Below are 25,231 nucleotides of genomic sequence, written 5' to 3' on the forward strand. Positions count from 1 at the left end.
AGGAATAGAGCGTTGTATGAATGACGAGCAGACTTCTTCCACTGAACCTCAGGGGTATGATGCGAGCCAGATCACGGTGCTCGAGGGGCTTGATGCGGTGCGGAAACGCCCGGGGATGTATATTGGGCCAACCGACATTAATGGCTTGCACCATATGATCAAAGAAGTGGTGGACAATTCGGTTGACGAAGCACTTGCTGGTCACGCAGATCGCATTACGATCACGATCCATAAAGATTTATCGATTCAAGTGACTGATAATGGTCGCGGCATTCCCGTTGATATTCACCCCAAGCATAAGGTTTCGGCGTTGCAACTCGCCGCAACTGAGTTGCATGCCGGGGGCAAGTTTGGCGATGGGGGCTATAAAGTTTCGTCGGGCCTGCACGGGGTGGGTCTTTCGGTGGTGAATGCACTTTCTGAATGGATGCGCGCCGAAGTGCGTCGCCACGGCAAGCTCTGGGTGCAAGAGTATCGCACTGGGAAACCCCAGGGTGAGGTGAAAGCCGTGGGCCTGGCCGAGGGTACGGGCACATCGATCCATTTTATGCCTGATGTGACCATCTTCAAAGAAGGTATTGAGTATAACTTTAAGGCGCTGTCGCAGCGTTTTCGTGAAATGGCCTATCTGACCAAGGGTCTGCATTTTGCCTTTACTGATGAACGTAGCGATCAAGAGGTGCATTTCTATTTTGAGGGTGGCATTGTCAGTTATGTGCGCCACTTGAACAAAGATCGAACCGTGTTGCATAAGCAGCCCTTCTATGCCGAAAATACGGTCAATGATGTGGCCGTCGAAGTGGCAATGCAGTATACCGACGCGTATGATAGTGACTCGGTGTATGCCTTTGCGAATAATATCAATAATACCGACGGCGGTGCCCATCTCTCGGGTTTTCGTACGGCCCTGACCCGTGTGATCAATACGTATGCCCGTGCCAAGAGCATTCTGAAAGAGAATGAGTCGAATCTGACGGGTGAAGATGTGCGTGAGGGGCTGACCGCAGTGATTAGTGTCAAGTTGAAAGATCCCCTCTTTAGCTCGCAGACCAAAGAAAAACTGGTTAGCCCCGAAGCGGCAGGTGCGGTTGCGACGGTCCTTGGCGATCAACTGGCGGCCTGGCTTGATGAGAATCCTGGCGAGGCCCGGCGGGTTATTGAGAAGGTGTTGAGCGCAGCGCGGACGCGGCTGGCGGTTCAGAAAGTGAAAGAGACCTCACGCAAGAGTGCGATGGAGGGGTTCGCACTGCCAGGCAAATTGGCCGATTGTTCTGATACCAATCCAGCGCGCAGCGAGCTCTATATTGTTGAGGGTGACAGCGCAGGTGGCACGGCCAAGCAGGGGCGTGACCGGCGCTTCCAGGCGATCCTGCCGCTTCGTGGCAAGATCCTCAATGTTGAGCGTAGCCGCCTCGACAAGATGCTCTCGAATACCGAGGTACGGGCCTTGATTACGGCGATTGGCACCCCCATCGGTGAACAGTTCAACGCGGATAAATTGCGGTATCATCGCATTCTGCTGATGACCGATGCCGATGTGGACGGCAGCCATATCCGCACGCTGTTGCTCACCTTTTTCTTTCGGCATATGCGCCAGTTGATTAGCAGTGGGCACCTCTATATTGCGCAGCCGCCGCTCTATCGCATCAAACATGGCAAAGAGCAGGTCTATACCTATTCAGATAGCGAGCGCGATGCGTATTTAGCCAAGCTTCCCGAAGAGACGCGGCAGCGCGTTGGCATTCAGCGCTACAAAGGTCTCGGCGAAATGAATGCCGAGCAACTCTGGGAGACAACGATGAACCCCGAGAACCGGGTGATTCTCCAGGTAACCATCGAAGATGCCCAGCGCGCCGATGAGACGTTCACGATGCTCATGGGTGACCTGGTGCCCCCGCGGCGTAAATTTATCCAGACGCATGCCTCTGAGGTCGTAGATCTGGATGTGTAGGCGGGGGAAGGTCGTTGGATATACCATTTCCTGGTAAACCCTTGCTCTTGGAGGCACCGCGTGGCGCTATGCTGCGCCAGCCGCTTGCAGGTGACACCCCCGCCCATCTTGAAGCGGGGGTTATCGCCACGCTCCGCACGCTGACGCCTGTGCGCAAACTGGAACTGGCTCGAGCGATGAATCAGATGGCTGATCGCCTGGCGCTGGCCGGTATTCAGCAGCGGATGCCTGAGGTAACGATGCACGAGTGGGCCTATGCGCTGGCTCTCCAACGGCTCACGTTGGAACGACGGCCTTATGGTGCAGCCGTTCTTGAAGGAATTCCGCTTATGCCGACTCCTGTTGATCCGCTTGCGTTGGCGTTGCGTCTTGGCGCATTGCTTGATGCCCATGCCATCCCCTATGTCATCGTTGGCTCAATGGCTGCTGTTGTCCACGGCGAGTACCGTACGACGCGCGATATCGACGTAGTGGTGAACCTGTCTGCTCAGAACGTGCGAGCGTTCGTCGAAGGGCTGCGTGAGGATTTTACCTTTCTCTTGAGCGACATTACCGACGCGCTCCTCCGTCTTCCTGAAGCACGGGCTGATGGGCAGCAGCGGGCAAGTTTTTGTGCCTATGATAAGATGACGGGCTTCCAGCTTGACGTGTACCTCTTTTCGGGGCGTCCGTTCGAGGTGGCCCAGTTTCAGCGGGCACAGGTGGTAAATATCGCCGGTGAGCCGGGTGGAGCGCTGCGTGTAGCGAGTGCTGAAGATACAGTGCTGGCCAAGCTAGAATGGTACAGCCTTGCCCCATCTGATCGCCAGTGGCGCGATGTGCAGGCTATCCTGCGGGTACAGGATGATGCGCTCGATCAAGCTTATCTTCTTCAGTGGGCCGACGCACTTGGGTTCGCTGAGTTGCTAACCTGGGCGTTGCGAGGTCAGCAACCGCCCCTGGCTGGTGATGAGCCTCGCCAGCAGCGGTTATTTTAAAGAAGCACTTTTTCGTGCGCGTGAAAAAAACCAGCTAGGCTGGTTTTTTTCACGCGCAAACATGACTCTCCGTACTTCTCGCCAGGTCTTTTGCCAAGATCGCACGGTTGCATCCCGTATTCCTACGGATAGACGCGGCTTGCCGGTGTGCGTACACTGAAGATGTCTGAAGTACGCTCCCCCTTCATTTCCCTCCTCCCTGCCCAGAGTTCACTTCATACAATGCAACGGCACACTTCTTGGCTGTACATGGATTGGAGAAGGCTCATGGGAAAAAGCAATTTGCTGCGACCTGAGGATTATGCCAGCACCGGTTCAGTTCAGCCTATTTGTGAGCAGGCAATCTATGCGCAGATGACAGCCAGTCTCGCGCAGTGTGCATCGCTGCAGGAAGCCTACGCAATCATCGCGGAGAGTGTGCAACGCCTTTTTCCTGGTGATGATGGCACCCTCTATATGCGTCAGACCATACCGGGGGCACTTGAGCCGGTGGCCCGGTGGAGCGCGTTTCCTGATGATGGTACCTTGGTCTTGCCGACGACCCCATTCTCACTCTGTATGCCTTTGATTGTGCAGCAACAGGTTCACGGCATGCTGCATGTTCGGATCAACGTCCCCGTGTCGGCTCCCCTCTTGCTGGATCCCTTGCTTGAAACACGGCGGCGGCTCTGTGCGACCTTGGTCGAATATGCTGTGGAGGGTCTCGCACAGGTGCAGTGCCGGCTGTGTGCGCACGACGAGAGTATGCATGATCCCGTGACCGGCCTGGCCATGCCCCAGGCGTTGACCAGATTGCTGGGTATCAAACTCTTTGAGCCATCGGCGTATCCGATTAGCCTGGTGCTGATCGGTGTGGATGGCTATCCCGTTGTTGACGAGGCTGATGCAGCCACGACGAGTGCGCTGGTAACCCAGGCGGTGAGTCGCTCGTTGACCGCTCGTGTCCATCCTGATGACCTCGTCTGCCATTATGGTGACGGGCTCTTTCTGCTGGTGATAAGTGGGGAAGACCGCACAGGTGTCACCGAACGGGTCGAGGCTATCCGGCGTGCTATCGCTTCGCGGATCCTCTGCCCGAGTGCCACGACAACGGTCAAGCTCACGGTTTCGGTTGGGATTGCCACCATTATTGCACCTGGGATACGGCTTGACGAAGCGCTCAGCGCGGCTGAACTGGCCCTTTACTGTGCGCGCCATGCCGGAGGCAATCAGGTAGTTGTTGGCGAAGAACTTGGTCACGAAGTTGATGCATATATGCGCATGATGCGGTAGTATACGCACAGATCGTGAACATCCTAATCAGGGGCGAAACAGGGTTGGTCTTGCATTGAGACCTGCGTTGTTTCGCCCTTGCTGGTCATGCTCTGCTGGAAGGTAGTGGGGCTTTCACGATCGCTTTGCCAAAGGGGTAGTTTTATGCATGCACGTTCAGTTCGCCATCTCTTCCTCGGCCTGGTGCTCATGCTTAGCCTGATCCTGGTGATCGGAGGGAATGGAGCACTAATTGTACGTTCGGCTCCACCTGGGTTTGTGACGTCGAATGGCTTTACGCTGCAGGTTCCGCAACGCTTGCCTATCTTTAGCCTGACAGGAATTCCCGTAGACCAAGATCGAACGAGTGAACTGGCCCAGCGCTTTGGCAACATCTATGCTCGTCAACCGGTTGCTGCTGAGATCTATCTGAGCAACCCCCGCTATACGGTTCCGAATACGCAAACGCTCTCGTTGTTGACGCAGTATGGGGCCACGGGCGGTTTTTATGCCTTTAATCTTGAAGAGGTAGGCCGCGAAACCCCGCTGGGCAAACTTGATCCTGGACAACTCCAGGGGCGAGCCTGCCAGTTCCTGTTGAATGGCGGCTTTATGGCAGGTGATGGGCAATTGCTGATTGATCGGCAGATCCCGCAGAATGTCCAGACGATTACCAATCCCCAGTTTTGTGACATTGATGAGAATACGCCGTTTGGCACGATCAAGACGATCCAGGCGGCCACGTTGCCCGTGAATGCGCTGCAACAGGATGTCCCGGTGATCGAGACGATCGGGGCGGTGATCGAAGTTCCGATGGGCATTCCTTATGCAATTGATCGTCAGTCGCCCCAGTTCTTGCCAATTGGTGGCCCCGGTGGTCATCTCTCCTTACTCTTTACCACAACTGATTTTGATGTGCAGGGCAATTGGCTTGATCCAGATAGCCCTGGTCTTGCCGCGGTGGCGATGCCCTTCTTTGGGCGGCAACCGGCGATGCTTGACCGCACCTTCCCTATCCGTGATCCCCGCACGCTGCGCGATGAGGTTGAGCAACTGGTCAGGGCTACCTATCCCGGCGCGACCAATGTGACCATCCCCGATCCGGCCTTGGTCTATTTTGTGAGCGACGCGGCGGTTGAGCAGGAGATCATGGAGCCGGTGCTCGATTTTGGGGCGATCGAGGTGACGGTTGATGGGGAAACGATTGTTCTGCGGAATATTACCGTGCCTCTGATCGAAGGTGGCGAACAGGGCCTTGGTGCAACGGTGCAAATCACGGAACCAGCCAATGATAGCCGTTTCCGCCCTGGCACAGCAGTGACCTTCCGTGGTACGATTGCTGATGGCGCGGCCCCGTACACCTACCAGTGGTTCATTGATGACAATGAGCCACTGAGCGATCCCGCTGTACGTGAGGCCGCTGGCGAGGTGACGCTCTTGACCGACCAGTTGCCGGTGCAGGGACGTGATGGCCTGCCGTCAGGTTCAACGGTCATGCTGAGGGTGACGGATAGTGTCGGTATCGTCCGTGAAGCAACGGTCTTTGTCGCCCCTGAGGTGATTCCTGCAGTCTATCTGCCGCTGGTTGTCCGCGGTGGCACAGCGGCCAGTTCGATCGCCCCTGCGGCCAACCTGGCCCAAGTCGGCTACACCTTCGGCATCGAGGCCAACTGGGATTACCCGCCTTATGGGCCGGGTGGCTCGGATCTGCCAGGGGTGATCCCTGATGTCAATGGGTTCCGCAATGGCATGACGAGTTATGGCTACACTTCGCGCTTCTTCTGGAGCAATGGCAGCGCCTGGGAGCGTGACTGGCGTGATTGCAGCATTGGCAATGGGCTTGATTGCACATCAGGCGTTGATCGGGCGGCCTTTGTCTACTATGCCGGGCATGGTGGGGCCGGTGGCTTGGGGATGGCGTCGAACAAGGATAGCACCTGGTTTGACGGATCGAATGCGCGGTATCAGAACCTACGCTGGGTCGGGTTTGCCTCGTGCCAGACCTTGCGGGTACAGGGCTACAGTGCCGGCAACGAACCGATTCGTCGCTGGTTCAATGCTTTCCAGGGCGCGCATATGTTGCTTGGCTTCAACAGCAATATGCGTGATATTGCCTTTGGCGGGCGGTTTGTTGACAACATGCGCATGCCGCGTTTCTTTGGCATTGACTTCCCGTGGGCGCAGCAAACGATTGCGCAAGCGTGGGTCAATACCGCTTTTCAGATGAATGCAGGCAAACCGGCCTATATTTATGCCCGTAGCGCAAGCGCCAATCCAATTAACGACAAACTGCCGCGTCCTGGGCAGCCGATGCCCCCACGCCCATTCCCGGTACAATCGTACCACTGGGTCTGGTGGAACTTTTAGAAATACGCAGAACGCCCCTGCCAGCAAAGCTGGCAGGGGCGTTCTGCGTCTTAGGGTTAGCTGCGGTATAATGAATTAACACACTCTTAACATCACATCATCATTTGTTAATCTAGCGCAGGTAACCTGAAGATGCTTTCGTACCGTCTGGCCGATCTGAGTGGGCCATTTTTTGATCCTGAGAAACCGTTTCGCAACTGGTCGTCGTTCCCCTACGATCAGCTTGATCTGCCGACGGCCCCGTATGTTGACCTACATCAACTCGATCAGGGGGTCGCACGGGCGTGTGCGCAACTTGATGTCTTGCACGCACAGGGCTACAATGGGGTTGTGGTGGATAACCTGGCCCACCTGGTTGCGTTTGATGGCCCTGGTGAACCAGTGTATGCTGCTGATAGCCCGGTGCGACGGCGTGCGCTTGTCTATCGCCGCGCCTTTGCATCGCTTGCCGAACATGCAGCCGCCCTTGGCATGCACTTTTTTGTGACCACCGATATGCAGTGGAGCACGCCGGAGTTGCGGCAGGCGGTTGGTGTCCTCGACGCTGGCAATCCACGTCTCGTGGCGCTTAATCAGCGTGCGCTCGCCGAGCTTTTTGCGGCTCTCCCGCAGGTGAGCGGGCTTGTGGTGCGCGTGGGCGAAGCGGGCGGGGCGCACAATCAGGGTGATACCTATACTGGCCATATGATCTATACAACGTCGGCGGCTTTGCGTATGCTGATCGAGCAGTTGTTGCCCGTGTGTGAAGAGTCCGGCAAGCAGTTGATCATCCGTACCTGGAGTGTCGGTATTGGCGAACTGGGTGATCTGATCTGTTCGCCTGCCCGTTATGCTGCGACGTTTGGTGGCCTCACTTCCCCCAACCTGCTTGTTTCGATCAAGCATGGGCCAGCCGACTTTTTTCGTCTGCTGCCAGCCAACCCGACACTGGGCTTGCCAGGCCCACGCCAACTGATCGAATTCCAGAATCGCCGTGAGTATGAACTCTTTGGTCTGGTGCCGAGTTCAATTGTCACCTTGCACGGTATGGCGCTAGCGCGTGCGGCGCGTGATCCACAGTGTGCTGGCTTCTGGGCGTGGAATAGTACCGGCGGCTGGGGCGGCGGGCAGGCTTCGCTGGGACAGAGCGGCTGGAACCTCTGGACTGAATTGAATAGTGCGGTAACGGCGGCGCTTGCCGATCAAGCCGCATTTGCGAGCGAAACCTTTGTCCGTGACTGGCTCCATACTCGTCTTGGGTTGGTGTGTAGCCCTGCTTTTGTTGATGTCGCTGCGGATCTCTATCGCGACTCGGCTCAGTTTCTTGAACAGGGTTGGTATATGAGCCACTTGCCACAGGCGGTCAACCGGCTTGGCGGGGTCTATCTTTCGCCTTTGCTCTGGGTCTGGTGGATGCGTCCGACGGCCTCACTCCCGATCTGGGCGTATTTAGCCGGCGCTGTGGCTTCGCCGCAGACGGTGCTCGAGGCGAGTGCGCGAGCGGTGGCGCGAGCAAGAAAGTATGCGGAACGTTTGGCAGAACTTGCGACTGAGGCCGCAGAGGTTCAGTTTGTCGTTGACAGTGCCCGTTATCTCGCCGATGTGCTGGCGCTGGCCTATGCGATCCGCGCATGCATGTTTGCTTTGTTGCAGCAGGCTCAGGCGGTAGAGCCGCGTTTGCGTAGCGATCTGCGCAAGGAAGTTGCGCAACTGATGGAGCAGATTGCTATGCACCAGGCAACCTGGCGGCAGCGACGTGATTTTCCAGCGTTGGAGCTTGAGGAAGTCGAGCGCTTTCTTGCCGAACTCCGTACGCATCCCCGGCGGTTAGAGCTGCAGGCCCGCTTTGCCCTGGCGGCCGTTGGTCTGATACGCCACGAACGCAAACGCGCACTTGCCGGCGCTGCGGGGCTCGTTGGGGCGACCGGTGTTGCCCTCGTTATGCTTGGGCATCGCCATGGTCGGCTTGGCCTCGCCAGCTTAGCGACAGGCTTGGCTTTGCTTGCGCCGTTGCGTCACCAGGCCTTTCAGGCATTGCTCCCCTGGTTCAGCGAGCGCTTCAACGTGTTACCGTCGATCTTCTTTGAAACTGGCCCGGCTCTGGGTGAGTGGGTCGAGGGATAATCACGTATGGCGAGGGCTGTCAGCCTTCGCCACACGCGATCAGCTTGCGTTCAGTCTTCTGTCGAAACATCTTCACCAAGGCTGGTGCGGATCAGGCGACCCAGGCGTTCGTGGGCCCGGTGTTGCAATGATTTGACTGCGCCAATGCTACGCCCTAGCTGGTTGGCGGTCTCTTCGAGTGAGAGGCCGTAGCTATGGCGGAGTAAGATGACCTGGCGCTGGGCTTCGCTGAGGTGAACGAGCGCTTCTTGGAGCGCTGCTTCATGGATGCGATCGGCAAGTTTCGTTTCGGGTCCTTCACTGATCGCGCACCATTCGCTGAGTGGGGTTTGTTTGCGCCTTTTGTTACGCCGCAGGGTGTCAACGGTGCGGGCGTGCGCAATGCTGTAGAGCCATGATCCGATTGACCATCCCCGGTCTTCGTAGCGTTCGATGCTCTCGAGCATGCGTAAAAAGACATCGGACTGGATGTCGCGGGCGACTTCGGCGTCACCAATGCGATAGTAAACATAGCGATAGATCCCGGGTGCAAAGCGTTCGTAAATGGTTGATAAGGCTTCGGGGTCGGCGGATCGCGCACGACGAACAAGATCCTCGGGGAGTGCTGTTGTGTTCATGGTCGTCTCTCTCGCCATTTGTAAGGATGCAAGGCTTGCATTGATGCGTATCGGGGAGTACAAGTCTTGTCCGACCTGAACTCCCGTATGCGAGATGCTGACGACGCTGGCAGCAGTGATCAATGGATGCACTGCTGAGTATAGCGAGGGGGGGGTTATGTTGGGGTTATGGATTTGTAATGAGTTAGTTCTGCGCCATGGGCGCTTTACGCGCCGGTGGCGTCTTCTTCAGCCTCAAGCTCGATCAAGTTGACCCCACCAGTGACGCTTGCTCCTTGCGCAAAGGGGAGACGGCGCACGATCCCGCTGTAGGGGGCCACCACCGTGTGTTCCATTTTCATCGCTTCGAGGATCATCAGGGCCTGACCCTCGGCGACCTGTTCGCCTTCGCTGACGAGCAGTTTGATCAGCGTGCCGGGCATTGGTGCGGTGAGTCCGGCGGCATCGTGGCCACCCCCCGGTCGCGTAGCGCTATCGGCACTGAGGGGCGCAGGTTGGGTGAGCCGGTAACTGTTGCCGCGCCAGCCGATCAAGAGGTTGCCACTGTGGTCGTGCGCAAATAAAAAGCGCTCGAATTTTTCTCCGAATTCGAGTACGCATTCGGTTGCGCCCTGGATCACGCGGCGTACCGGGTGGCTTGTTCCTTGGACGCTGATTGTCCAGTCATTTCCACGGTGCTGCGTATACGCAACCAGGGCGTGGTCGCCGCTCTGGAAGCGCACTGGCACACCGGCGTTGCCCATGCGCCAGTGCAGCGCAAAGGGATCGTGGCGAAGCGGCGTTGCCGAGGTGGGCTGAGAAGGATGCTGTGCAAGGATCGCTCCGGCCAGCACGACTTCCAACGGCGGCTCGGCAGGCTGTTCGATCTCCAGGGGATAATCGCTCAGAAAACCGGTATGGGTTGCGCCCGTCGCAAAAGCAGGATGGGCCGCAAGCGCACGAAGCAGGGCAAGATTGGTGGTCAGTCCGAGCACTACGGTTGACTCAAGGGCAGCCCGGAGGCGCTCGACGGCTGCGGTGCGGTCTTCGCCCGCGACGATCAGCTTGGCGATCATCGGGTCGTAATGCACGGTCACCTCATCGCCGCTACTCAAGCCGGCGTCGACGCGGATGCCCGGGCCAGTTGGTGGCGCAAAAAGCGCCAGTTGTCCAATGGCGGGCAAATACGAGACCGGATCTTCGGCATAGAGGCGTACCTCGATCGCGTGGCCGCGCATCGCGATCTCGCTCTGGGTCAAGGTGAGCGGTTCGCCCCTGGCGATAGCAATCTGCCAGCGCACCAGATCGAGCCCGGTCACCAATTCAGTCACAGGGTGTTCAACCTGCAAGCGCGTATTCATCTCGAGAAAATAGAACTGACCCTCGGGATCAAGGACAAACTCGACGGTACCAGCATTGACATACCCGGCGGCCCGTGCGACGCGCACGGCTGCCTCGCCCATCGTTGCGCGCAGGGCAGGACTCAGGGCGGGTGACGGAGCCTCTTCGAGGATCTTCTGATGGCGGCGCTGGATCGAGCATTCGCGCTCGCCGAGGTGCAGCACCGTCCCATAGGCATCGGCGAGCACCTGGATCTCGACGTGGCGCGGGCGTACGATGAGGCGTTCGAGCAGCACGGCATCATCGCCAAAAGCCGCGCGGGACTCGCGGCGAGCGCCGGCGAGCGCGTCGGTGAAGCCGGCGAGATCAGTGACGACCCGCATGCCCTTGCCGCCGCCACCGGCACTCGCCTTGATCAGCAGCGGCGTGCCAATGCGTTTGGCCTCGGCCAGTAAGCGTTCATCAGACTGATCCGGCCCATCGTAGCCTGGAACGACCGGCACACCGGCGGCCGTGGCGAGGTGACGGGCCCCAATCTTGCCACCCATGGCCTCGATCGCCTCGGGGGGCGGGCCAACAAAGATCAACCCCGCCTCGCGGCACATCCGGGCAAACGCCGCATTCTCGGCAAGAAAGCCATAGCCGGGATGGATCGCCTCGGCCCCGGTTGCCTGGGCCGCCGCAATGATCGCCTCGCCACGCAGATAGCTCTGGGTCGCGGCAGGTGGCCCAAGGCAGACGGCGGCATCGGCAAGGCGCACATGCATTGCGCTTGCATCAGCCTCTGAATAGACCGCCACCGGGCTAATGCCCAGTTCACGACAGGCCCGCAGAATGCGTACGGCAATTTCACCGCGGTTGGCAATCAACATCCGTTGCATCGTTTTTCTCTTGCCCATCCAGCGACGCTGGCTGGTCTTATCATCCTGTGCGACAAACAAGCCAGCGTAGCTGGCTTGTTTGTCGCACAAGGAAACATTCCCGTGGGCCGCAGGCCCCCTACGTCAGCTTTGGCAAGACATGCTCGCCGAAGGCCCGAATCCAGGCCTCCTGGTTGCGCCCGACGTTGTGGACATAGATCTTATCAAAGCCGAGATCGAGGAAGCCTTGCAGGTGGGCACGATGCTCGTCAAGGTTGGACGAGATGAGCACCCGTCCTTTGAAGTTTTCGGGGCGCACGAGACGCGCCATAGCCGCAAAATCTTCCGGACTGCGGACATCCTGTTTGGGAAAATTCATGCCACCATTCGGCCATTCAACCATGGCTGATTCCATTGCCTCTTCGTCGGTCTCGGCCCACGAGACGTGCAGTTGCAAGAGCTTGGGCATCCTGGCCGGATCTTTGCCTGCCTCTTTGGCCCCGGCGGCAAAGTTATCGAGAATGCCGCGCAGCTTGTCGTGGTTGGCCCCGGGCGTAATCAGACCATCACAGGTCTTGCCGGCCCACTTGAGCGTCTGAGGGCCAGTCGCGGCGACATAGATTGGCACCGGCTGTTCAGGCAGCGTCCAGAGCTGCACCTTATTCATCTGGAAGTAGCGTCCGCGATAACGGATTGACTTGCCGCTGAGTAATTTCTGCATCAACTCGGTCGCTTCTTGGAGCATCTCAAAGCGGATCAACGGCTCGGGCCATTCGCCGCCAACGACATTTTCATTGAGCAACTCGCCACTTCCGAGGCCAAGCCAGAAGCGACCAGGGAACATCGCGGCGAGGGTCGCGGCAGCATTGGCAATGACCGCCGGGTGGGTACGAAAACTCGGGCAGGTCACACCGGGGCCAAAGTCGCCCTTCGTGACCATGCCAAGTGCGCCCATCCAACTATAGGCATAGGCGTTGTGGCCCTGGGCAGGAACCCAGGGCTGAAAATGGTCAGCTGCCATTACGCCTTCAAAGCCATAACACTCGGCGAGCTTGCAATGCTCGATCAACTCAGTTGGGTGAAACTGCTCAAGGGCAGCAGAGAGGCCAATTTTTGCCAAAATGATTTTCCTTTCTTCAGGGCGTTGCCGCCAACCACGGTTGCTTGCGCTGAAAAAAAGCCAAGTACGCTGGCTTTTTTCCAGCGCAAGCAAGATTCTCGGGGACCGCAGGCCCCCTTACCCTTCACCGTTGAGGCAACGCAACGCTGTGTCGCAGAGAATCGCCACGCCCTGAGGCAGGCAGGCTTCATCAATATCAAAGCGAGGATTGTGATGGGGGAAGGCGGTCGCTTCATTGCTGCTCGACCCCAGGAAAAAGTAACATCCCGGGACTTTCGCCAGAACGGCCGAGAAATCTTCGCCCCCAGTGGTGCGGAAGGTCGTATTGATCTTCTCTTCGCCGAGCACGGCGGCGGCGGCTTGATAGGTGACAGCAGTTGGAGCAGGTGCATTGACGGTGGCATCCACCCCAAAGCGGATCTGCACGTCAGCGGTGGCCCCCAGGGTGTGCGCAATGCCTTCGGCGACCTCGCGGACACGGCGGTGCAGCAATTCCTGGATTTCGGGGTTGAAGCTCCGGATCGTTCCGCGCAATTCGGCGCTTTCGGCGATGACATTACCGGCCTCACCGGCTTGAAAAGCCCCGATAGTGACGACCCCCGTCTCTTCGGGGTTGAGATTGCGGGCGACGATCGTCTGGAGGGCGACCACAATCTGGGCCCCGACGAGCACCGCGTCGACCGTCTGATGTGGTTGGGCCCCGTGACCGCCTTTCCCGTGGACAATGATCCGGAAGGGATCTGATGCCGCCATCAACGCACCGTCGCGGACGACCGCAGTGCCGAGCGGATGGCCTGACGATACATGCAGGCCAAGCGCGATATCGGGAACCGGGCCTTCGAGCAGCCCGTCGGCAATCATCGCTACGGCGCCACCCAGGCCCTCTTCGGCGGGCTGGAACATCAGCTTGATCGTGCCTGGCAACTGGTCGCGGTGGCGGGCAAAGAGCGTGGCAACGCCGATGCCAACAGCGACGTGGGCGTCGTGACCGCATGCGTGCATCACGCCCGGTGTTTGCGAACGATAGGGGACATCATTTGCCTCATTGATGGGCAAGGCGTCCATATCAAAACGTAGGAGCACGGTGCGTTCGCCTGGCAGATCGCCCTGCAGGATGCCAACAACCCCCGTCTGACCAACGCCTGTCTGGACTTCGTAGCCCAGTTCATCAAGCTTTGCGGCGACGATCTTGGCAGTACGAAATTCTTGAAAGCCCAACTCGGGATGCATATGCAGGTCGCGTCGAATAGCAACCAGTTCATCATGCAGCGCTTCGGCCTCGTTCAAAAACGGAACGGACATACGGCTCCTCCAGAGACTATAGATGCACACAATTGGACAGATCAAGTATACCATGATCCCTCACACCTGCTGCTTCCCGTTATTCCCTCGGTTCCAGCACCTGATGGAGTAGGTTCAACAGCCGTTCAGCGGTGAAGGGTTTTTGGAGAAAAGCGATCGGACTATCATCGTGAAAATAGCTGGTCATCTCTTCGGTTGTGTAGCCACTCATTAACACCACTGGTAATGTGGGCCAGCGCTGACGTAACTGGTAAAAGACCTCTTGCCCACTCATCTGGGGCATGGTGAGATCGAGCAGGACAGCGCCAAGCGGTTGGGGCAGTTGATCGCAAATAGCGAGCCCCTGGATCCCATCGTTGGCGCTGAGCGTCCGATAGCCGCCCCGCTCAAGAATCCGGATCACGATGCTGCGTACATCACGTTCATCGTCAATCACCAGTATCAGTGGGCGATTAGGCGGTGGCGTTGGCGGCTTGCTTGGCCCTGATGGTCTCGAGCGCGTCTTGAGGAAGGTCGTCCCCGCCTGATCGACAGGCAGCAGGATGGTAAAACTACTCCCCTTGCCCGGTGTGCTCTTAACCGTCAACGCACCCCGGTGCCCGCGCACAATGCCCATTACCGCAGCTAAGCCGAGGCCGCGCCCAGCAAACTTCGTTGTAAAAAACGGGTCAAAAATACGTGACAAACTCGCTGATTCCATGCCAATCCCTGTATCAGTGACCATCAGACAAACATACGTACCCGCGGTTACCTCTGGGAACGTATGGAATGTCGCAAGATCGACCAACGTCAGTTCTCGCAAGAAGGTACTAATTGTCACCGTACCTCCAAGCTCGGCGAGGGACTCGGCGGCATTGACAATCAGATTCATCACTACCTGGCGAATCTGCGCGGCATCGGCTGCGATAAGGGGCAGATCTGGGGTCAGTTCCTGGTGCAAGAGCGCCTTTTTGTTGACTGAAATGCGGAGGAGACCGATCATCTCAGCGACAACCGCATTGAGATCAAGTGGTTGCACATCGAAATGCCCGCGTCCGGCATAGGCCAGCATCTGACCAACCAGATCGGCCGCACGACGGGTCACAAGTTCAATCTCGCGGGCACTCTGGTAGATCTCGCTCTCTTGAGGGAGATCGAGGAGCAGCAGACTCGCATTGCCGAGGATCGCCGCAAGCAGATTGTTGAAATCGTGGGCAATGCCGCCGGCCATCACGCCGAGGCTTTCGAGGCGTTGGGCCTCAAACATCTTGCGTTCGACCGCGAGGCGGGCTTCTTCGGCGTGCCGACGGGCGGTAATATCTTGCCCTACCACTAGCAACTCAATCGGCTTGCCCCGCACATCTTGCCGCCAGGTCAGCGACCAGAAGAAGGTGCGTTCACTGTCATTATCCAGCGCGATCGTTGTTTCAAGCGAGAACGGCTGTGTCCCGGTAGTTGTTGTGCGGGCAAGTTCGGCAAACGCGACGCGGTCAGCAGGGGCCACAAATGTCCGCAAATAATCGCGTCCGAGCGCTGCTTCACGGGCCATCCCAAAGACCCGTTCAGCCTCGCGATTGAACTCGGTCACCCGCAACATCGGGTCAAGACAGACAATCACACTGCCAGCCGTTTCGACCAGTGAGCGAAAGCGGAGCGCGGCATCCTCGACGCGAGCAAAGAGGCGGGCATTCACGAGGGCGACACTGATCTGATCGGCCAGAAGAGTGAGTAACTTCAGGTCATCATCCGAGAGCGCCGGCTCCCCTGAGGATTCGATGCTAATAATGCCTGCGACCTGCTGATGTCCATAACGAATCGGTACAAAGATACCCTGGGTTATCCCTGATACGGCATGCAAAAAATCTGGATCGGTCGAAGCATCACGCACAAAATAGGCCTTGCCATCGCGGACAGTGCGTCCGATCACGCCCTCGTTGAGATGGATCACCGGTAGGACATGCTCGTAGCCGATCCATGTCTGCAAGTGTAACTCTTCACCTTCACGCAAATAGATGCTGACAAAGGTATACCCAAAGACCTGGCTAAGCTGGTTGACGACCGTTTCACAGATCTGATCAAGCCGGACTGACGTGGTAATCGCCTGGGCCACGCGCTGGATCGTTCCCAACTCAGCGAGGCGCCGCTGGGTATCACGATAGAGGATCGCGTTGTCGACAACGACCGCAGCACGTCGGGTCAATTCCGTTGCCAGGGCCTGAAGTGCGGGGGTGAATTTCCGTCGCGACTCGGCCATCGTAAACGTGATGGCTCCCCTGGTTTGACCACGGACATTGAGCGGAACGGTGAATGAGGCATACGGCTTGAGTTGTCGGATCAGTTCAAGATAGTCAGCATCAAACGTATGCTGGCCAAAGAAATGGGTGCTAAAGTCCTCAATCAGTTCGGGTTGTCCGGTCGAGATGACGCGGGGAAAGAGCCAGGGGGCATTGGCAGGCAATTGATAACAACTGATTGTATCGGCGAGCGCCTGCTGATCCGGGCTGGCGCAGACGAGGGCGAGGCGTCGAGGAACCGAGGATGGTTCGGCGAGCGCGACCGCGCACCAGTCGGCAAGCAAGGGGACGGCGAGATGGGCGATCCGGCTCAGAACTTGCTCGTAGTCGAGCGATGAGGTCAAGACAACGCCCGCAGCGGCCAGAAAACGGGCCTGTGCATCATCCCACTGGCCTTCATCTGTCTTCTCTTCAGACCATCCATCTTCCAGTGAAGGTGTTAATGGTGTCATCATGGCGTCCAGGGTATTGTAACCAGGTTTTACGTGAGACATGATACAATCCTATAGGCATGTCAATCACGTCTGCTCTTGATTAAGTATAAACGGAAAGTTTGCCCTGATACAGGGCATCATGGGCAAGAAGGGGGTCAATATGGCGCAAGTGGCACAGGATGCTGCCGCGACGTCACGTGAATCCGCAGCTGAACAGGTCAGTGTGTTAACAGGGCTTACGGCAGCAACCCGTCATATTGCCCTGCTGAGTGCAATGCTTGCGACGTGCGGCAGCCTCTATTTCAGTGAAGTGTTACGCTGGATACCTTGTGAACTCTGTTGGTATCAACGCATTTTGATGTATCCGCTTGCGGTTGTCTTGCTGGTGGGCATCCTGCGTGATGATCGGGGACTTGCCTGGTATGGGCTGCCGTTCTCGCTGTCAGGTATAGCGTTGTCGCTCTACCATTACCTGCAAGTGATCCAGCTTATTCCGCCAGCGGCGTGTGTTGGTCTTGTTCCATGTGGCATTGATTACCTAACCCCTATTTTGACCGGGCCGCTCTCTTTTATCAAGATTCCGTTCCTGGCTCTGGTCGCCTTTGGGCTGATCAGTGTTATGCTGGGCAACTATGCTCTTGCAGGGGCACCGGTGCCTTCTGCTCAGGGTCGTCGTGGCTCACGCGTTGCGGCGGTGGTCATTGTGGTCGTGACGATCCTGGTCTTTGTGGGCCTTGGTCTGCTTGTTGGGCTTTAGCGCCGTCGCCCTAAAAACTCCCGCTTGTGGTGGCGCAAGCGAGATGGGAGGAGAACAACACATGTGTGGTATTGTCGGCTACATCGGTTCACGTTCGGCCACGGAGGTCATTATTGGGGGGTTGCAGCGCCTTGAATACCGAGGGTATGACTCGGCAGGGATCGCGATTTATGATGTCGAGGCCGGGTTGCAATTGCGCCGCAGTGTGGGCAAGCTCAGCAATCTGGTTGCCCGGGTCACCCACGAGCCTGCCGTTGGAACCATTGGCTTGGGCCATACGCGTTGGGCGACCCACGGCGGTGTAACTGAGGCAAATGCCCATCCCCATCGTGATGCCAGTGGCTCAATTGTTGTCATCCAGAATGGCATCGTCGAAAATTATCTCGAACTCAAGTCGCGGCTACTTGAACAGGGCGTACCGTTCCAGTCGCAGACCGATACCGAGGTCATTGCGCATCTACTCGCGTATCACTACCAACGCGAAGGTTCGCTTGCCCCGGCCCTCCGCCAGACGATGCTTGAACTGCGTGGTGGCAATGCCGTCGTGGCCTTCTGTATCCATGAGCCTGATCGTTTTGTTGCCGCCCGTCTGGGCAATGCTGGCGGGGTTGTGCTCGGTTCCGCCCAAGGTGAGCATTTTGTAGCTTCTGATGTCCCGGCGATTCTTGACTATACCCGTGACCTGATCTTTCTCGAAGATCGCGACCTGGCCGTGGTCAGTCGCGATGGCATTGCGCTTAGTCGGTTAGATGGGAGCCAGGTGGCGCGCCCGACGGTGACGGTTCCCTGGGATCCCATTGCCGCCGCCCGTGGTGACTATAAGCATTTTATGGAGAAAGAGATCCACGAGCAGCCGCGTGCGCTGGTGGATGTGTTGCGTGGGCGGATCGATCACGAGGCTGGCCGCGTTGATTTAGAGGATCTCCGCCTTGGTGACGCCGATCTGCGGCGCGTTGAGCGCATCTACATCACCGCTTGTGGCACGGCATGGCACGCTGGCCTCGTCGCCAAGTTTATGATCGAGCGCCTTGCCCGCGTGCGGGTCGAGGTGGATTATGCCAGCGAGTTTCGTTACCGCGAGCCGGTGCTGGGCAAAGACTCCTTGCTACTGACTTTTACCCAGAGTGGTGAGACGGTGGATACTCTTGCTGCGATGGAGCAAGCGCGTGACCAGGGGGTGCCGAGCGTGGCGATTGTCAATGCGATTGGGAGCCAGGCGGCGCGGGTTGCCGACGGTGGCCCTATCTATCTGCATGCCGGCCCTGAAATTGGGGTTGCTTCGACTAAAGCCTTTACCTCGATGCTGGTCTCGGCCTATCTCTTTGCCGTGCGTCTGGCCCAGGCCCGTGGCACCATGACGCCCGATCAGATCCGCCCGCACCTGCAAGCCCTAGTGGAGCTACCGGGCAAGGCGGCCACGATCATCGAGCGGGTGATCCCCCAGTGTGAAGAACTGACGGAACACTATCACCGTGCCTCGAATGCGCTCTTCCTGGGGCGACAACAGAACTATCCAATTGCGCTTGAGGGTGCCCTCAAGCTCAAAGAGATCAGTTACATTCACGCCGAAGGCTATCCGGCTGGCGAGATGAAGCACGGCCCGATTGCCCTGATCGACGAAGATCTGCCGGTCGTCTGCATTGCGCCACGCGATGACATCTATCCCAAAATGGTCAGCAATATCGAGCAGGTGCAGGCACGCCATGGCCAGGTGATTGCCATTATCACCGATGGTGACGACTTCCTGCCGACCAGAGCGCGTCATACGCTCAGCGTCCCGCCGACGATCCCGCTGCTCCAGCCCGTCTTGACCGCGATCCCGCTGCAGATCTTTGCCTATACCATGGCTGTACGGCGCGGATGCGACGTTGATCAGCCGCGGAACCTCGCCAAGAGTGTGACGGTTGAATAGAGCGGGGCTTCAGCACACACAAACGCGGTATCCTGTCACCAGGATACCGCGTTATGGAATGGAGCGGGAGACGAGACTCGAACTCGCGACAGCCTGCTTGGGAAGCAGGTACTCTACCAACTGAGTTACTCCCGCACTTCGGATGGAAGTATAGCACCCACTGTTATGCTTGTCAATGTTTCAAGATGTCCGCTACCCAAAAGCCAGCGTAGCTGGCTTTTGGGTAGCGGACATCTTCATGCCATCAGGCGGTAGCCGACCCCCCACTCGGTGAGGAGCAAGCGGGGCTTGCGCGGATCTTGTTCAAGCTTGCGGCGCAGATGCCAGATATAGACCTTGAGATAATCGTTGTCGCGGCTAAATTCCTGCCCCCAGACTGCTCTCAGCAGGGTCTCGTGATCGACCACCATCCCGGCTTTTTCTGCCAGAATGATGAGCAGATGGTATTCGGTTGGTGTCAGATCAATTGGTTCACCGCGCACCATCACTTCACGCGCCTGCTGGTCAATGGTGATCTCCCCTTTGCCGGCGGTGAGGGGGCGGTATGAAGGAGGGACGCGACGCAAGAGGGCGCGGATCCGGGCGGCCAGTTCATCAATGTCAAAGGGCTTGGCTAGGTAATCATCGGCCCCATGATCCAGCCCAGTAATAATATCGTTACTCTGGACCTTGGCGGTCAGCATCAGAATCGGCAACTGGGAAAATTGCCGAATCTGGCGACAGGCTTCTATCCCATCCATTTCAGGCATCATGATATCGAGCAGAACCATATCGGGACGATGCTCGCGTACGGTGGCGATGCACTCTACGCCATTGGTTGCGGTCAGAACTTTGAAACCCTCGTATTCCAGATTGATCCGGATCAAATCTCGCAGATTCTGGTCATCGTCAACAACGAGGATGGTACGCTTTTCCATGCGCTACCTCTGATATTATGGCGTCTCAAGGGCTGACGCTTCCCCTTTGAGTTCGGTAAAACGACTAACAATGTCGTTATACTTTAGCTCACTGATATGGACATAACGAATCTGCCCCTCGGGATCGATAAAGAAACTAGTTGGCAAGGGAAAGACGCGATAGGCATTGGTGATGTCACCTTCAAGATCGAGCACAATAGGGAACGTCACCCCATATTGATCAAGAAAAGCCTGAACATCATCAGTATCCTGCCCCCGGCTCAATTCATCGCGCGTCAGGTTGACGCCGATGACCGCAAACCCCTGATCGCTAAGGTCGTTATGGGCTGCCTGCAAGGCGGGCAGTTCACGTTTGCAAGGCTCACACCAGGTTCCCCAGAAGTTGAGCAGAATGACCTTGCCACGATACGCTTCCAGGTTGAGCGTGCTTCCGTCGAGCGTTGGTGCATCGAAGCTAGGGGCGGTGCGCCGCATTTCTGCCATCGCCTGGGTTTCAGGTTGGCTTTCACCACCTGTCACGATCCAGATCGTTGCCACAAGCAGGATCGCTGCCACGACACCAGTGATCGCGAAGCCGATTTCGCGTGGGGTTAGCCCCCGGCGTTCTCCACTACCGGACGGTTGTTGCAGGCTTGCGTCGTAGGCCTGGCGCCGCTGCGGGTCACTCAAAACCCGATAGGCGCGTTCAAGTTCAGCGCTGCGCTCGGTCGCGATTTTGACCAGTTCAGGATCAAGTTCGGTCACTCGTTCGGGATTGTACCGTTCGCGCTGGTGCGCATACGCTTCGGCAATTGCGTCATCGCTCGCCCCGGGTTCGATACCCAAGAGCGTATAATACGTTACCATATCATATACTCCGCCTATCATTGTAGCATGAGCTTTTACCTTTTTGAACCCCCGCTTTGCGGTGGAGTCAAATGGCTCTTCGCGAGGGACACCCAGCCAACTCAGCTGGCTGGGTGTCCCTCACGAAGAGCCATGGCTGAGGTATGCGTCTGGCCTACGCCCTACCCTAACGGCTGTATTCCTGGATCAACTGGCGAGCCTGAAAAACGAGGTTTGGTTCGGCGTCAGGCATCACGACCAGCATCTGCCATTGGGCGAGGGCTTCGGTGATCTGTGGCGGCTCGTTGAAGGCATAACAGATGCCGGCACTGAGCAGGGCGCGCCCTTCGGTTGCATCAAGCTCAAGGGCTCTTTCGGCATGCGCAATGCCTTGCTCGACATAACTCATGTCACTGATATCTTGCCCGTAGTAACAGAAGCTAGCGGCCATATCGGCATAGGCCAGCGCACTCTGCGGGTCAAGTTCAGCAGCTTTTGCATAGGCATCGGCAGCCTCAAGCCAGCGTGGGAGGCGTTCGATATAGGCCTGGCGTGCAGTGGGGTCACCGCGTGCAAGTCGTTCGCGTACGACGACCACGCTGTCATACAGAGCATTGCCGAGTTCGATCCACGCATTGAAATTCTCGGGTACCCGTTCGGCAACCTGGCGTGCCGCTACAACCTGCCCCTCGAACTGGGCAATGACTGTGTCGAGGCTGGGGGTCGCCACGGCCGTTGGTGTCGTCAGACTCTCAAAGCCTTGCGGCCCTGCTGCCGGGGCCATGGCGTTATTCGAGTTGAGCAAGGTGATCACGAGTGTTGTCATCACAATGCCAAACGTCGCCAGACCGACGATCAATGAAGGCACAACCCAGATCGGCAGCCCACCAGCACTACGCTTGGTCGGGCGTCCCTTGCGCGTCTGGGGAGGCCGTGAGGTACGGCCGCCTTTGGGCTGAGCGTCGAAGCCTTCGGGGCGTTCACGACGCCCTGCCGGCGGCAAAGGCCGATAGTCAATGGCATTGTCATCGTCATCGCCTGCGGGCAGTTCAGGCTGATGTTGCGCCTGTTCGTGATCATAGGCCTCACGTCGTTGCGGATCGCGCAAAACAGCATAAGCTTGTTCGATCTCGTCGCGTCGCTGACGTGCCAGGGCCTGAATTTCATCAGCAGCCGCTTCAAGTTTGGCCGGATCATACCGCTCTCGTAGACGAAAATAGGCTGACTCAATGGCCTCGGGATCGGCTTTGGGGTGGACTTGCAGAGTCTCGTAGTAATCTTGCATTGATCTCTATGGCAAGGCGTTGCCTTGCGACTGATTTCTTTACACTTCCTTTTGCTGAGGCAAGTTGCCAACTTGCGCTGGAAGCTTGCCTCAGCAGAAGCTCTTCGCCTACTTGCCAACGCCACGTGAACCCAGACGCGGGGTCCAGGCTGGGAGGCCTTTGGGCAGGCGTACGCGCACACCCGCGAGCATTGCGCTACCTTCGAGGTACCGGCGCACCAGGGCGATGAAGCCACCGACAACGCTCATAATGACCCCCACCCACACCAGCAGGACGAGGGGCTTGACACTGACCGCAATCACTCCCTTGGCGGGAATAACGGGCAGATTTTCGAGCCCGGTGCCGCTCCCTTCAAGTAAGATGCGACGTGAGGCGGGATCAAGCGACACCACCGTCAACGACGCGCCGCCTGGCAATTCGGCAGGTACATAGATCAACTCTTGCTCGGCCGTCGTTGGATTGACCGCAACGCGGACATACGGCTCAACCTCAAGTTGCTCACCTTCATAGAGCACCGTCAACTGCGCCCCAACCTGCATATCGCCGGTTCCACTGCTCATCGCGGCGGTATCAAGATTGAACCCGTTGAAGGTGACGATATACGGGCCAATACTGGTTGTCTCACCCTGACCAAGCACCGGACGGCTTGCATCACGTTCGGGGTCATAGCCAGCTGGCGACACATAGAGGTCGTGCCAGAAGAAGCTATGGATTGATGGCTGCGTCGTCGTCAGGCCCATCTGCTGATTCTCATAGAGATAGGGCCGCGCAGTAAAGGTACGTGTGCCATCACTGACACTGAAATCGAGCACGCCACGCTGTTCTTCATCAAGCTGATAGCCATTGAAGATAAACTCGTACCCAAAGAGACGGGCGCTCTCACCGGGGGCGAGGCTCAAGCGAGTTTCGGGCGTGGCATAGGCACTCGATCCAATCATGCCGATTGCCATCACCGCAAAACCCATGTGGGCGAGATAGCCACCGATGCGCAACCAGCCGCCTTTAAGCGTCCGCAGCAGCATCACCAGATTGGTCCCGATCGCAAAGGTCGCCCCCGAAACATAGAAGAGCGACAGCAGATCGCGGACATCAATGAACATGGCGACAATCGCAGCAATCACTGCTGCCACGGCAGGCCAGCGCAGCGCCCGCAACAGATTGCGCATATTGCTATCACGCCACCCCATCAACGGGCCGAGGGTCATCAACACAATGATGATCAGCCCGAGGGGTGGGGTTGTCTGCTGATAGAAACTTGGGGCGAGGCTAAAGCGCCCATCCTCAAAGGGAAGGGCCTGTGGATTCATCAGCGTGCCATCATCAAGCTCGAAGGTTGCCCCCATCCAGCCCTGCAGGGTATGGCCAACCCCAGGGATCGCCGAAATCACCGGCATTGATGTACCGATGCCGATCACAAGGGCCACGAGGACAAACGAGAGAATAGCAAGCACAAAGAAGCTATCCCGCGAGAAGAATTTGTCACTCAGCGGGCGGGCCGGAATATCGCGCCATCGCCAGAAGAAGAGCGCGATGGAACCAACCGCAAGCAGCACCAGGAACGCCACCAGACCCTCAAAGATACCCTCGGCGACAAATGAATGCACCGAGAAATTGGCATAGACGCCACTGCGGGTAAGGAACGTTGCGTAAAAGACGGTCACATAGACCGTGAGCGCCAGGGCCAGATTGGTCTTGCGCAGGCCACCGTGGGTGCGTTGCTGCACCAAGCCGTGCATCAAGGCTGTGAGGATAATCCAGGGCACGAGCGACGAATTTTCAACCGGATCCCAGCCCCAGTAGCCCCCCCAGCCGAGCGTCTCGTAGGCCCAGTAGCCACCGAGCAAGAGTGCCAGGCCCAGAAACGACCATGCCGCGATTGCCCACGGCAGCGCCCGGGTAACCCAGGTATCATAATCGCGGCGCACCAGTGCCCCTACCGCAAACGCAAACGGAATCATGCTCAGGGCATAGCCGATAAAGAGCACAGGCGGGTGAATAATCATCCAGAAGTTGTGCAGCAACGGATTGAGTCCGCGCCCATCAACAGGAGTCAGAGGTAGCCCTGTGGTCGCATCAAGCAGTGGCTTGAATGGATTGAGAATCAGCACGAAGATCAGCAGACCTGCCTGGATCGCCTGAACAACCAGCAGCGTATAGGGTTCAAAATGTTTCGACCGGCGAACCAGCAGTGTAGCCGCAAGCGCCCCCCAGAGAATCCAGTTTAGGAAACTCCCTGGTTGCCCGGCCCAACTGGCGGCAACGGTGAAAAAGAAATCGAGGTCACGCGAACTATAGTTGTTGACATACTCGATATCGAAACGGCGCGCCACAAAGACGGTGATCAACAGGGTATAGACCATGGCCACGCTAGCCAGGGTTGCATAGACCCCAAAGCGTCCATAGGTCAGGGCAAGCCGATTGCCACGGATGACCAGTGCATAACTCACCACCGTCAGCAGGGCCATTGCCAGTGACGTGACAATCAAAAATGTGCCGAGAAGATACATACTGATCTTTCCAGATCTCAGAAGAGATAACGCCTACTGTTCCTGATACTTCGAGGGGCACTTGACCAGCAGTTGCTCGGACATAAAAGCCTGCTCAGCCGGGTCATACTGTCCAATCGCAACAATGCTAATGGCGTGCTCGAAATTGGCCGGTCGCGGCTCGTTCGAGATGACCTTGAGCAACTTGCCGTGCTCATCCTGAATCAGGAAGGTAAAACGCCCTTGCTCATCATACTCACCCGTACTACCCAGAAAACCCGAGAGTTGCACACTGCGGGTGGCCGCAACCGCTTCATCAATGCTCTGGGTATAGGAACGGAAGCCACTCTGGAAGCCAAAGGCACCATAGATGATGGCAATCACAATAATACCGAGACCCGCAATGTGGAGAGGCTTCAGTTCAAAACCACGCCGAGCAACGTGTGTCATTGATGTGGTAGACATAACCGTTC

Annotated in this window: 17 protein-coding genes and 1 tRNA gene; 7 read left to right on the plus strand and 11 right to left on the minus strand. The window is 57.6% G+C overall.

Features of this window, described 5'->3' with window-relative positions:
- The first annotated feature begins 16 nt into the window (after nt 1-16).
- From gyrB to A9Q02_RS02030, 5 genes are all read left to right on the plus strand, one after another.
- Nucleotides 17-1,951 (plus strand): DNA topoisomerase (ATP-hydrolyzing) subunit B, encoded by a 1,935-nt coding sequence (gyrB, locus tag A9Q02_RS02010; protein ID WP_097650703.1) that lies wholly within the window; start codon nt 17-19, stop codon nt 1,949-1,951.
- Nucleotides 1,952-1,965: 14 nt separating this feature from the next.
- Nucleotides 1,966-2,928 (plus strand): nucleotidyl transferase AbiEii/AbiGii toxin family protein, encoded by a 963-nt coding sequence (locus A9Q02_RS02015; RefSeq protein ID WP_141508662.1) that lies wholly within the window; start codon nt 1,966-1,968, stop codon nt 2,926-2,928.
- Nucleotides 2,929-3,195: 267 nt separating this feature from the next.
- Nucleotides 3,196-4,200 (plus strand): GGDEF domain-containing protein, encoded by a 1,005-nt coding sequence (locus A9Q02_RS02020; RefSeq protein ID WP_172450531.1) that lies wholly within the window; start codon nt 3,196-3,198, stop codon nt 4,198-4,200.
- Between the two features lie 144 nt (nt 4,201-4,344).
- Nucleotides 4,345-6,546 (plus strand): DUF6345 domain-containing protein, encoded by a 2,202-nt coding sequence (locus tag A9Q02_RS02025; RefSeq protein WP_097650706.1) that lies wholly within the window; start codon nt 4,345-4,347, stop codon nt 6,544-6,546.
- A gap of 132 nt (nt 6,547-6,678) precedes the next feature.
- The gene (locus A9Q02_RS02030) at nt 6,679-8,649 is read left to right on the plus strand and encodes a coiled-coil domain-containing protein (protein ID WP_097650707.1); all 1,971 of its coding nucleotides are present in this window, start codon (nt 6,679-6,681) and stop codon (nt 8,647-8,649) included.
- Nucleotides 8,650-8,699: 50 nt separating this feature from the next.
- Here the strand turns inward: A9Q02_RS02030 and A9Q02_RS02035 are convergent, their stop codons facing one another.
- From A9Q02_RS02035 to A9Q02_RS02055, 5 genes are all read right to left on the minus strand, one after another.
- Nucleotides 8,700-9,266 carry an RNA polymerase sigma factor gene (locus A9Q02_RS02035; protein WP_245860196.1) on the minus strand — a complete coding sequence of 189 codons (567 nt, stop codon included), beginning with the start codon at nt 9,264-9,266 and terminating at the stop codon, nt 8,700-8,702.
- Nucleotides 9,267-9,472: 206 nt separating this feature from the next.
- Nucleotides 9,473-11,467 (minus strand): acetyl/propionyl/methylcrotonyl-CoA carboxylase subunit alpha, encoded by a 1,995-nt coding sequence (locus A9Q02_RS02040; protein ID WP_097650709.1) that lies wholly within the window; start codon nt 11,465-11,467, stop codon nt 9,473-9,475.
- A gap of 118 nt (nt 11,468-11,585) precedes the next feature.
- Complete coding sequence (locus A9Q02_RS02045; protein ID WP_097650710.1) at nt 11,586-12,566, minus strand: TIGR03557 family F420-dependent LLM class oxidoreductase; 981 nt, start codon at nt 12,564-12,566, stop codon at nt 11,586-11,588.
- 117 nt (nt 12,567-12,683) lie between these two features.
- Nucleotides 12,684-13,868, minus strand: coding sequence for a M20 metallopeptidase family protein (locus tag A9Q02_RS02050; RefSeq protein WP_097650711.1), 1,185 nt, complete (start codon nt 13,866-13,868; stop codon nt 12,684-12,686).
- Between the two features lie 79 nt (nt 13,869-13,947).
- Nucleotides 13,948-16,635 carry a hybrid sensor histidine kinase/response regulator gene (locus A9Q02_RS02055; RefSeq protein WP_097650712.1) on the minus strand — a complete coding sequence of 896 codons (2,688 nt, stop codon included), beginning with the start codon at nt 16,633-16,635 and terminating at the stop codon, nt 13,948-13,950.
- A gap of 100 nt (nt 16,636-16,735) precedes the next feature.
- Here A9Q02_RS02055 and A9Q02_RS02060 point away from each other — a divergent pair, with 100 nt between their 5' ends.
- Complete coding sequence (locus tag A9Q02_RS02060; protein WP_097650713.1) at nt 16,736-17,332, plus strand: disulfide bond formation protein B; 597 nt, start codon at nt 16,736-16,738, stop codon at nt 17,330-17,332.
- A 61-nt stretch (nt 17,333-17,393) separates the two neighbouring features.
- Nucleotides 17,394-19,244 carry a glutamine--fructose-6-phosphate transaminase (isomerizing) gene (gene glmS, locus A9Q02_RS02065; RefSeq protein WP_097650714.1) on the plus strand — a complete coding sequence of 617 codons (1,851 nt, stop codon included), beginning with the start codon at nt 17,394-17,396 and terminating at the stop codon, nt 19,242-19,244.
- 59 nt (nt 19,245-19,303) lie between these two features.
- On the opposite strand, the gene A9Q02_RS02070 is transcribed toward glmS, so the two are convergent.
- From A9Q02_RS02070 to A9Q02_RS02095, 6 genes are all read right to left on the minus strand, one after another.
- Nucleotides 19,304-19,379, minus strand: a tRNA-Gly gene (locus A9Q02_RS02070).
- Between the two features lie 101 nt (nt 19,380-19,480).
- Nucleotides 19,481-20,161, minus strand: a complete 681-nt coding sequence (locus tag A9Q02_RS02075) for a response regulator transcription factor (protein WP_097650715.1) — start codon at nt 20,159-20,161, stop codon at nt 19,481-19,483.
- 15 nt (nt 20,162-20,176) lie between these two features.
- Nucleotides 20,177-21,007: a redoxin domain-containing protein gene (locus A9Q02_RS02080; RefSeq protein WP_097650716.1), complete on the minus strand. Its 831-nt coding sequence runs from the start codon at nt 21,005-21,007 to the stop codon at nt 20,177-20,179.
- Nucleotides 21,008-21,173: 166 nt separating this feature from the next.
- Nucleotides 21,174-22,271 carry a J domain-containing protein gene (locus tag A9Q02_RS02085; RefSeq protein ID WP_097650717.1) on the minus strand — a complete coding sequence of 366 codons (1,098 nt, stop codon included), beginning with the start codon at nt 22,269-22,271 and terminating at the stop codon, nt 21,174-21,176.
- A gap of 108 nt (nt 22,272-22,379) precedes the next feature.
- Nucleotides 22,380-24,779 carry a heme lyase CcmF/NrfE family subunit gene (locus A9Q02_RS02090; protein WP_097650718.1) on the minus strand — a complete coding sequence of 800 codons (2,400 nt, stop codon included), beginning with the start codon at nt 24,777-24,779 and terminating at the stop codon, nt 22,380-22,382.
- A gap of 33 nt (nt 24,780-24,812) precedes the next feature.
- Nucleotides 24,813-25,223: a cytochrome c maturation protein CcmE domain-containing protein gene (locus tag A9Q02_RS02095; RefSeq protein ID WP_097650719.1), complete on the minus strand. Its 411-nt coding sequence runs from the start codon at nt 25,221-25,223 to the stop codon at nt 24,813-24,815.
- Nucleotides 25,224-25,231: the final 8 nt, after the last annotated feature.

The organism is Candidatus Chloroploca asiatica, assembly GCF_002532075.1.
Lineage (GTDB): Bacteria > Chloroflexota > Chloroflexia > Chloroflexales > Chloroflexaceae > Chloroploca > Chloroploca asiatica.

Excerpts from the sequence above, each read along its gene's own strand:
- gyrB (WP_097650703.1), top strand. The coding sequence starts at position 17 with ATGAATGACGAGCAGACTTCTTCCACTGAACCTCAGGGGTATGATGCG.
- A9Q02_RS02020 (WP_172450531.1), top strand. The coding sequence starts at position 3,196 with ATGGGAAAAAGCAATTTGCTGCGACCTGAGGATTATGCCAGCACCGGT.
- A9Q02_RS02025 (WP_097650706.1), top strand. The coding sequence starts at position 4,345 with ATGCATGCACGTTCAGTTCGCCATCTCTTCCTCGGCCTGGTGCTCATG.
- A9Q02_RS02030 (WP_097650707.1), top strand. The coding sequence starts at position 6,679 with ATGCTTTCGTACCGTCTGGCCGATCTGAGTGGGCCATTTTTTGATCCT.
- A9Q02_RS02035 (WP_245860196.1), bottom strand. The coding sequence starts at position 9,266 with ATGAACACAACAGCACTCCCCGAGGATCTTGTTCGTCGTGCGCGATCC.
- A9Q02_RS02040 (WP_097650709.1), bottom strand. The coding sequence starts at position 11,467 with ATGCAACGGATGTTGATTGCCAACCGCGGTGAAATTGCCGTACGCATT.
- A9Q02_RS02050 (WP_097650711.1), bottom strand. The coding sequence starts at position 13,868 with ATGTCCGTTCCGTTTTTGAACGAGGCCGAAGCGCTGCATGATGAACTG.
- A9Q02_RS02055 (WP_097650712.1), bottom strand. The coding sequence starts at position 16,635 with ATGTCTCACGTAAAACCTGGTTACAATACCCTGGACGCCATGATGACA.
- A9Q02_RS02060 (WP_097650713.1), top strand. The coding sequence starts at position 16,736 with ATGGCGCAAGTGGCACAGGATGCTGCCGCGACGTCACGTGAATCCGCA.
- glmS (WP_097650714.1), top strand. The coding sequence starts at position 17,394 with ATGTGTGGTATTGTCGGCTACATCGGTTCACGTTCGGCCACGGAGGTC.
- A9Q02_RS02075 (WP_097650715.1), bottom strand. The coding sequence starts at position 20,161 with ATGGAAAAGCGTACCATCCTCGTTGTTGACGATGACCAGAATCTGCGA.
- A9Q02_RS02080 (WP_097650716.1), bottom strand. The coding sequence starts at position 21,007 with ATGGTAACGTATTATACGCTCTTGGGTATCGAACCCGGGGCGAGCGAT.
- A9Q02_RS02085 (WP_097650717.1), bottom strand. The coding sequence starts at position 22,271 with ATGCAAGATTACTACGAGACTCTGCAAGTCCACCCCAAAGCCGATCCC.
- A9Q02_RS02090 (WP_097650718.1), bottom strand. The coding sequence starts at position 24,779 with ATGTATCTTCTCGGCACATTTTTGATTGTCACGTCACTGGCAATGGCC.
- A9Q02_RS02095 (WP_097650719.1), bottom strand. The coding sequence starts at position 25,223 with ATGTCTACCACATCAATGACACACGTTGCTCGGCGTGGTTTTGAACTG.